Genomic DNA, 7,491 nt, shown 5'->3' with positions numbered 1-7,491 from the left:
TCGGCGGCGGGTTCAGGCCTTGTTTCGGGCCGGGTCGCGGGCGGGGCGGAGGTGGCGGGCGCCTCGCTCGCCACGGAGGGCGCCGGCGCGGCGGCGACCATGGCGTCGTATTCCTCGCCGGAAATGATCGACACATCCGCAACCTGCGGCGTCATCGGGCTTTCCGGCGTTGAAAAGAATCCGCCCAGCATCACCCAGCCGATCAGGCCGATATGGCCGATCGCCGAAACCTTGGTGCCGGTATCCAACCGCTCGAACATGCCGGACCTAGTTCGCCGCCCGTCGGCCGCCGAAGGCCGGGCCACCCGAATCGGTCACCAGCCCGATGTTGGAGAATCCGCCCGCATTCAGCGCGCCCATCACCTGCACGACCCGCTCATACGGGATGGAGCCATCGGCCCGCAGAAAGACCTTGTTGTCCCGCCGCTCCGCCGCGATGGCCTGCAGCTTCGGCAGCAGCTCCTCCTCCGGCGTCATGGTGTTCTGGATCGCAAGCCCCCCATCGGCGGTGAGCGTGACGGTCAACGGCTCCTCCTGCTCCTGCGGGAGCGCGGCGGCGGCGGTCTGCGGCAGTTGCACGGGCACCCCCACCGTCAGCATTGGCGCGGCCACCATGAAGATGATGAGCAGCACGAGCATCACGTCCACAAAGGGCGTGACGTTGATTTCCGACATAGCGCCCGAACGGCCCCGGCCGCGGCGTCTGCCCCGGCGCTTGCCGCCACCGCCACCCGGCATGACCCCGGCCCCCATCGCTCAGGCCGCCTGCGCGTCGAGCTGGCGGGACAGGATCGTGGCGAATTCATCGGCGAAAGCTTCATATCCGCCGAGTATCCGGTCACTGTCCGCGCTGAGCTTGTTGTAGAAGATCACCGCCGGAACAGCCGCGACGAGGCCGACGGCCGTGGCCAGCAGCGCCTCCGCGATCCCCGGCGCCACGACGGCGAGGTTGGTGTTCTGGGCGATGGCGATCTGCTCGAAGGAGTGCTTGATCCCCCAGACGGTGCCGAACAGCCCGACGAAGGTCGCGGTCGCGCCGACCGTGGCAAGGAAGGACAGGCCCGAGGTGAGCGATTCCGCCTCCTTCGCGATGGCCACATCCATGGACCGGTCGATCCGCGCCTGCGCGCCGGGGATCAGCACCCCGTCCTGCCGGTGGGAGCGGCGCCATTCCAGCATTCCGGCGGCGAAGATGCGCTCCGACGCGCCCTGCGGATTGGGACCGATCCGGTCGTAAAGCTCGTCGAGCGGCTCACCGGACCAGAAGGCCTGGTCGAACTCCGCCGCCTCCGCCCGCGCGGCGCGATACATCAGGAACTTGCGCACGATGATCGCCCAGGACCAGAAGGAGGCGAAAAGCAGCGCCAGCATCACCAGCTGCACCACGATCGTGGCGCGGGCAAAGAGCGCAAGCACGGAGAAGTCGATCTCCTGCGCCATGGCGAGGGTTTGGGTTTCCATCACTGTCCTGCTCGTCTGGGTTTTTTGGCCGCGTCGTTCCGCGCGGCTTTCGATTACACCGATTCTACCGCGAATGCAGGCAAATTGCCAACACAGGCGCGTGATTTGGCATGTCAGCCCGGCTTCTCGCCGGCCGCATGGCTCAAGGCCGCGCGCAGCCCGGCCGGAAGGCGCACCGGACGCCCCGCCGCGCCGATGCAGACAAGCCGCACGCGGGCCGTGAAAAGGGCCTCCGCGCCCCTGAGGACGGTCTGGTGAAGATGCAGGCTCGCCCCTTCCAGCCGGTCGAGCCGCGTCTCCACCACCAGTTCGTCGTCAAATACGGCGGGCTTCAGGAAATCGTTCTCCATCCAGCGGACGGCAAAGACCGTGCCCGTCTCCGCCTTCATCCGGCGCTGGTCGATACCCAGCGAGCGGACCCATTCGCTCCGCGCGCGTTCGATGAACTTCAGGTAGTTGGCGTGATAGACGATGCCGCCGAAATCGGTGTCCTCGTAATAGACGCGGAGGGCGAAGAGATGGCTCATACCGCCACCCGCGCAGCGAGCCGGAGCGCATGAGAGGGGTCGCTGGCGGCAACCGGCATCACCGGAGCATAGGCCGCACGGATCACGCCCGCGATCTCGGGACGGAGGACCGCATGGCCCGCCGCCAGCGCGAGCGGCCCCTGCGGGAAGGCGCCTTCCGCCCAGAGCAGCATCAGATGCGCCATCTCGTTCAGCGCCAGCGTCTCCGCCGGAACATCCGCCAGCGCGCCCTCGATACGCAGGACGGAAACAGCGGCCCGGATCGCGCCGTCCGCCTCGAACCGGAAGGCCCGGTAGTGATGCGCGCCTTCCGCCGACAATCGCGCCACAAGCGGCCCGAGGTCGGGCAGCAGGCCATCCAGATCGGGCACCGCAAGCAACTCGTGCCACTCGCGGCAGAAGAACACGAACAGGTTCGCGCCCATCTCCGGGTCGGTTTCCGCCATGCGGTGCCGGGCGAGCAGCACCATGGCCTCCACCGCGCCCTTGAAAGTGGCGAGCGTGGCATCGTCCACCCCGAAGACGACGGGCACGATCGGCCTGCTCCACCGGGCAAAGCGGTAGCTGCCGTCTTGATGTGTGAACAGGCGCGCGACCGCGTCCGGGGTCATCGGGCGTCTCCCTTGCTGGCGGCGGGCATAGGCGGAAGCGGGCGGCTTCGCAAGCGGTCCGAAAGCGTCAGTCCGCCAGCAGGTTGCGCCGGTCGAGGGTGAAGCCGCTGGCGATCCAGCGATCCCGCAGCTCTGCCAGCCGCTGGCCAAGCGCAGGGCCGGTCAGGGGGGCCAGATCCACGGCGCGGACGGGGAAATCGGCGGCCTCTCCCCGCGCGGCCTCCTCCAGCCATCCCTGCGGGAGCGGTGCGCCGATGCTTGCGGACCGGACGAGGCCGATGTCCCGCGCCGCGGCCGCGCCGTGATGATAGCCGAGCGCGCCCGGCAGACCCTCCGCTTCGCGCAGCAGGCGCAGGCGGCGGGCCTCCTCCCGCGTCAGGCGCAGGCCCTCCGTCTCGCCGCCCAGCACCGCCAGACGCCGGAGCCAGTCGGGGGGCAGCGCCCCCTCCAGATGCACGAGCGGGGCGAGCGCGCGGGGATCGGCACCCGGCAGCACCTGCGCCAGAACACCGGCCGCCGCCATGCTGGCCACGGCGGGCGCGGGGTCGGGCGCGGCCAGCAGGCGGCGAAGCTCCATCGTCACTCGCTCCCGCGACAGGGTCGAAAGTCCCCCGGCCAGCGCGGCACAGGCGGCCAGTCCCTCCGGGTCCGGCCCGTCGGTGCCATAGCGCGCGAAGAAGCGGAAAAACCGCAGGATACGCAGATAATCCTCCCGGATACGGGCCTCTGCGTCACCCACGAACCGCACGCGGCCCGCCCGCAGGTCGGGAAGGCCGCCCAGCGGGTCGATGACCTCCCCTTCCCGCGTGGCATAAAGGGCGTTCATGGTGAAATCCCGCCGCGCCGCATCCTCGGCCAGATCGGTGGAGAAGGCCACGCGGGCATGGCGCCCGTCCGTCTCCTCATCGCGGCGGAAGGTCGTGACCTCGTGGCCGATCCCGCCGGAAACGACGGTGATGGTGCCGTGGTCGATGCCGGTCGGTACGGCGCGCAGCCCCGCCGCCTGCGCCGCGGCAATGGTTGCCTCGGGCGCCGCATCGGTGGCCATGTCCACATCCGCGACCGGCAGGCCCATCAGCGCATTGCGCACACAGCCGCCCACAGCCAGAATGCGATGCCCCCGATCCTCCAGCGCGGCAAAGACCGCCTGCGTCTCCGGGCGGGCAAGCCATGCGCCAGAGATCCGGTCAGCGGCCATTCCCGGCCTCCATCCGTCGGGCGAGCGCCATGAGCATCCGCGCCGTCGCCCCCCAGATGTAATAGGGACCATAGGGGATCACGTAATAGCTGCGGAATTCGTTGCGCCAACGGCGCTTCTCGATCCGGTAGAGGCGCGGATCGGCGAGGCGGGACAGCGGGACGGTGAACACCTCCTCCACCTCGCCGGGCTCCGGGCGGGCGACAAAGGGGGCGCGGATCTCGCCCACGACCGGATGGACCCGGTAGCCGGTCACCGTCTCATGCACCGGCAGATGTCCGAGAATCGCCACGCTGGCGGGCGGAAGCCCGATCTCCTCTTCCGCCTCGCGGAGCGCGGCAGAGGGGGCATCGGCATCGCCGGGGTCGATCTTGCCGCCCGGAAAGGCGATCTGGCCGGGATGATGCGCGAGGTGGGAGGACCGCTTGGTCAGGATGACCTCGAGCCCCGCCGGACGGTGAAGCAGCGGGATCAGCACCGCGGCCTCGCGCAGGCGCCGCCCTTCGGGCAGCACGACTTGCGGGTTGAGGTCGAAATCGCTCGACCCCTCCGGCAGATCGACGGACAGGGCGGACCGCACCCGACCCAGCGGGTCGGATGCGGCCGGGAAAGACGCGGTGGCCTCAGCGGTCATTCTTGCCGTCACCGCCCGCGACATCCTCGGGCGTGATCTCCGCCTCGAAGCCCAGCGTCCGGGGATCGAACTCGTAATGCGCGCCGCAGAACTGGCAGTCGGCGGTCACGATCCCTTCCGGCGTGGTCATGTGGCGGATGTCCTTGGCCGAATAGATCGACAGGCTCTGGCGGACACGATCCTCCGAGCAGGTGCAGCCGAACTTCACCGGCTGGGCGTCATAGACGCGCGGGCCTTCCTCGTGGAAGAGCCGCACCAGAAGGTCCGTCGGATGCACGCTCGGCCCCACCAGCTCCATGTCCTCGACCGTGTCGAGCAGATAGTTGGCACGGCTCCAGTTCTCCTCCTCATCCCCGTCGAGTATGTCCACGGGGCGCAGCAGGCCGCCCTCTCCCGATCCGCCATCCTTGGCGAAGGGGGAACTTTTCGGCATGTGCTGGAGCATGACGCCGCCCGCGCGCCAGCGCTCGGGAGCGCCCGGAAGCCGGCTGCGCCCGAAGGTCACCGAAAACCGCGTCGGCAACTGCTCCGACTGGGCGAAATACGTCTCCGCACAGGCAGCGAGCGACCCGCCCGCGATGGGGGTGATCCCCTGATAGGGGGTGGTACCCGGCCCCTGGTCGATCAGGATGGCGAAGTAGCCCTTGCCGATCTGGCTGAAGGGATCGACATCCTCCCTGAGCCGCTCTGCATCGAAACTCGCATAGGCGCGGATGCGGGCAGGCATGCCGTCTTCCGTCGGGGCGTAGTAGTCGGTCGCGATGAGCCGCGCCGGACCATCGCCACGGATCTGGAGCGAGAGCTTCCAGCGCAGCTTGATCGTCTGGCCGATCATCGCGGTCAGCATCACGGCCTCGGCCACCAGCGCCTCGATGGAGGCGGGATAGTCGTGCTGCTTCAGAACATCGTCGAGCACCCCGTCAAGCCGGGCGACCCGGCCGCGGATGTCCGAGCGGTCAAGTTGAAATGGAAGGACGGTATCGTCCCAGGCGATCTGAGATCCAAGAGTCATGGGGTTTCCTTGCGCGTCGCGCCTTGGCATACCGCCCTATATAGGGAACCCGTGCGGGGGACCAAGGGCAAGGATGACCCATGATACGACGGATCGGTGAACCGGTTAGGGCGGATCGGCGTTACAGGCTCAGGCCTGGGGCCTATGCAATGCTGGTTCTGGGCGACAGTCTGCTGATGACCTTTCAGGCGGAACCGACGCCGGAACTGCAACTTCCGGGCGGCGGCGTGGATCCCGGCGAATCGCCCGTCCGCGCCCTCCACCGGGAGGTGATGGAGGAAACCGGCTGGACCATCGCCGCCCCCCGGCGGGTCGGGGCCTATCGGCGCTTCACCTACATGCCGGAATACGACCGCTGGGCGGAAAAGCTCTGCGCCATCTACATCGCCCGGCCTGTTCTGCGCCGCGGCGAGCCGACGGAGCCGGGGCATACCGCGCTCTGGCTGCCTGTGGCCGATGCCCCGGAGATGGCTGCGAACGAGGGCGAGCGGCTGTTTCTGGAGCAGCTCGCAGCGGGCCTGATTCCGCCACCCTGATATCCATCAGACACCGGCCCCGAGAGACTGTCCAAGGCGGATGTCATGCCAAAGGGGGTTCCGTGCCCCGGCGCAACCGGATAGCCTCCCGCCCGCAATGCGGCGCGCGGCAATGGCTGCGCGCCCCAAAGGAAGGGAGCCCCTCATGGCCGGAAAGATCGAGACGAAACTCGCCGAACTGGGTGTCACGCTGCCGGAGGCGCCTGTGCCCGCGGCCAATTATGTGCCCTATGTGCTGACCGGCAATCAGGTCTATGTCTCCGGCCAGATCAGCCAGGGGCCGGAGGGTCTCATCACCGGCAAGCTCGGCGGCGGTCTGGATGTGGCGGCGGGGGCTGCGGCGGCGAAAGCCTGCGCGATCAGCCTGCTGGCGCAGCTGAAGGCGGCCTGCGGCGGCGATCTGGACCGGCTCGCTCGCGTGGTGAAGCTGACCGGCTTCGTCAACTCCACGCCCGAGTTCACCGATCAGCCCAAGGTCATCAACGGCGCCTCCGATTTCCTTGTCGAAGCGCTCGGCGATCAGGGCCGTCATGCCCGCTCCGCCGTGTCGGCAGCCTCGCTCCCGCTTGGCGTCGCGGTGGAGATCGAGGCGATCTTCGAGGTGCGATGATGACGGCAATCCCGCTGCCCCGCGTCGCCCTCCCCGCCGACTTCCTGCGCATCCCCATCGCGCATCGGGGCCTGCACGACATGGCAGAGGGCCGGGCGGAGAACTCGCTCTCCGCCGCGCGGGCGGCGATGGTCGCGGGTTACGGGATCGAGCTGGACCTGCAGCTCTCCGCCGACGGTCAGGCGATGGTGTTCCATGACGAAAGGCTCACCCGCCTGACCCAGCATACCGGCTGGCTGCGGGAGCGGACGGCAGCGGAACTGGGAACCATGCTGCTCAAGGGCGGCACGGACGAGATCCCGACCTTCGCCAAACTTCTGGAGGTGGTGGCGGGCCGCGTGCCGCTTCTGGTGGAGATAAAGGACCAGTCCCGCGCCTCCAGCGAGGATGTGGGCGAACTGGAGCAGGCGGCCGCGGCCGCGCTGGAAGGTTATGGCGGGCCGGTGGCGATCATGTCGTTCAACCCGGCTTCCGTCATCGCCTTCGGGGCGCTGCGCCCCGATCTGCCCCGTGGCCTCATCACCTGCTCCTACGACCCGGATGAATGGGACAAGCTCTCTCCCGAAACCTGCGCCCGCCTGCGCGCCATCCCGGATTACGATGCGGCGGGGGCCTCCTTCATTTCCCACCAGCGGTCCGATCTGGGGCGCGCGCGGGTGGCGGAACTGAAGGCGGCTGGCGCGTCGGTCCTGACATGGACCGTCCGCAGCGCAGAGGAGGAGGCGGAGGCGCGCCGCGTCGCCGAGAACATCACCTTTGAGGATTATCTGCCCGTCATCCCCGCCTGAGGCGTCGCCTTCGGAAACCGTTGCGGCCCGCCGGAAGGCAGGCCGCAATCGATCTGCCGCATGCTGCCGACCCTCTCTCCAGCGAAAGATAGCGTGCGGTGCGGTGCGGTGCGG

10 protein-coding genes and 1 pseudogene are annotated in these 7,491 nt (G+C 68.7%); 3 read left to right on the top strand and 8 right to left on the bottom strand.

Going from position 1 to position 7,491, the window contains the following annotated elements; genetic code table 11:
• The 8 genes and pseudogenes from CDV49_RS19760 to hslO all read right to left on the bottom strand — a co-directional run.
• A pseudogene (locus CDV49_RS19760) lies at positions 1–260 on the bottom strand (cell envelope biogenesis protein TolA); the annotation flags it as partial.
• Positions 261–267: 7 nt separating this feature from the next.
• On the bottom strand, positions 268–753 hold the full coding sequence (gene tolR / locus CDV49_RS19755) for a protein TolR (RefSeq protein WP_035742454.1): 486 nt from the start codon (positions 751–753) through the stop codon (positions 268–270).
• Between the two features lie 3 nt (positions 754–756).
• Positions 757–1,461 carry a protein TolQ gene (tolQ, locus tag CDV49_RS19750; RefSeq protein WP_088216984.1) on the bottom strand — a complete coding sequence of 235 codons (705 nt, stop codon included), beginning with the start codon at positions 1,459–1,461 and terminating at the stop codon, positions 757–759.
• Between the two features lie 113 nt (positions 1,462–1,574).
• Entirely contained in the window at positions 1,575–1,988 is a 414-nt protein-coding gene (ybgC, locus tag CDV49_RS19745; RefSeq protein ID WP_088216983.1) for a tol-pal system-associated acyl-CoA thioesterase, read from the bottom strand.
• On the bottom strand, positions 1,985–2,599 hold the full coding sequence (locus CDV49_RS19740) for a hypothetical protein (protein ID WP_088216982.1): 615 nt from the start codon (positions 2,597–2,599) through the stop codon (positions 1,985–1,987). Before CDV49_RS19740 ends, ybgC begins: the two co-directional genes overlap by 4 nt.
• A gap of 67 nt (positions 2,600–2,666) precedes the next feature.
• A complete protein-coding gene (locus CDV49_RS19735) occupies positions 2,667–3,797 on the bottom strand; it encodes a CCA tRNA nucleotidyltransferase (RefSeq protein WP_088216981.1) in 1,131 nt (376 codons plus the stop codon).
• Positions 3,787–4,431 carry a CoA pyrophosphatase gene (locus tag CDV49_RS19730; protein WP_088216980.1) on the bottom strand — a complete coding sequence of 215 codons (645 nt, stop codon included), beginning with the start codon at positions 4,429–4,431 and terminating at the stop codon, positions 3,787–3,789. The genes CDV49_RS19735 and CDV49_RS19730 overlap by 11 nt, the downstream gene beginning before the upstream one ends.
• Positions 4,421–5,443: an Hsp33 family molecular chaperone HslO gene (gene hslO / locus CDV49_RS19725; protein ID WP_088216979.1), complete on the bottom strand. Its 1,023-nt coding sequence runs from the start codon at positions 5,441–5,443 to the stop codon at positions 4,421–4,423. The genes CDV49_RS19730 and hslO overlap by 11 nt, the downstream gene beginning before the upstream one ends.
• An 80-nt stretch (positions 5,444–5,523) precedes the next feature.
• Here hslO and CDV49_RS19720 point away from each other — a divergent pair, with 80 nt between their 5' ends.
• The 3 genes from CDV49_RS19720 to CDV49_RS19710 all read left to right on the top strand — a co-directional run bounded on the left by CDV49_RS19720 (position 5,524) and on the right by CDV49_RS19710 (position 7,377).
• Positions 5,524–5,979 carry an NUDIX domain-containing protein gene (locus tag CDV49_RS19720; RefSeq protein WP_088216978.1) on the top strand — a complete coding sequence of 152 codons (456 nt, stop codon included), beginning with the start codon at positions 5,524–5,526 and terminating at the stop codon, positions 5,977–5,979.
• A 145-nt stretch (positions 5,980–6,124) separates the two neighbouring features.
• Positions 6,125–6,589 (top strand): RidA family protein, encoded by a 465-nt coding sequence (locus CDV49_RS19715; RefSeq protein ID WP_088216977.1) that lies wholly within the window; start codon positions 6,125–6,127, stop codon positions 6,587–6,589.
• Positions 6,589–7,377, top strand: a complete 789-nt coding sequence (locus CDV49_RS19710) for a glycerophosphodiester phosphodiesterase family protein (protein WP_088216985.1) — start codon at positions 6,589–6,591, stop codon at positions 7,375–7,377. Before CDV49_RS19715 ends, CDV49_RS19710 begins: the two co-directional genes overlap by 1 nt.
• The last annotated feature ends 114 nt before the right edge of the window (positions 7,378–7,491 follow it).

Source organism: Haematobacter genomosp. 1 (genome assembly GCF_002196855.1).
Classification (GTDB): Bacteria; Pseudomonadota; Alphaproteobacteria; order Rhodobacterales; family Rhodobacteraceae; genus Haematobacter.
This window is presented reverse-complemented; position numbering and strand designations above follow the sequence as displayed.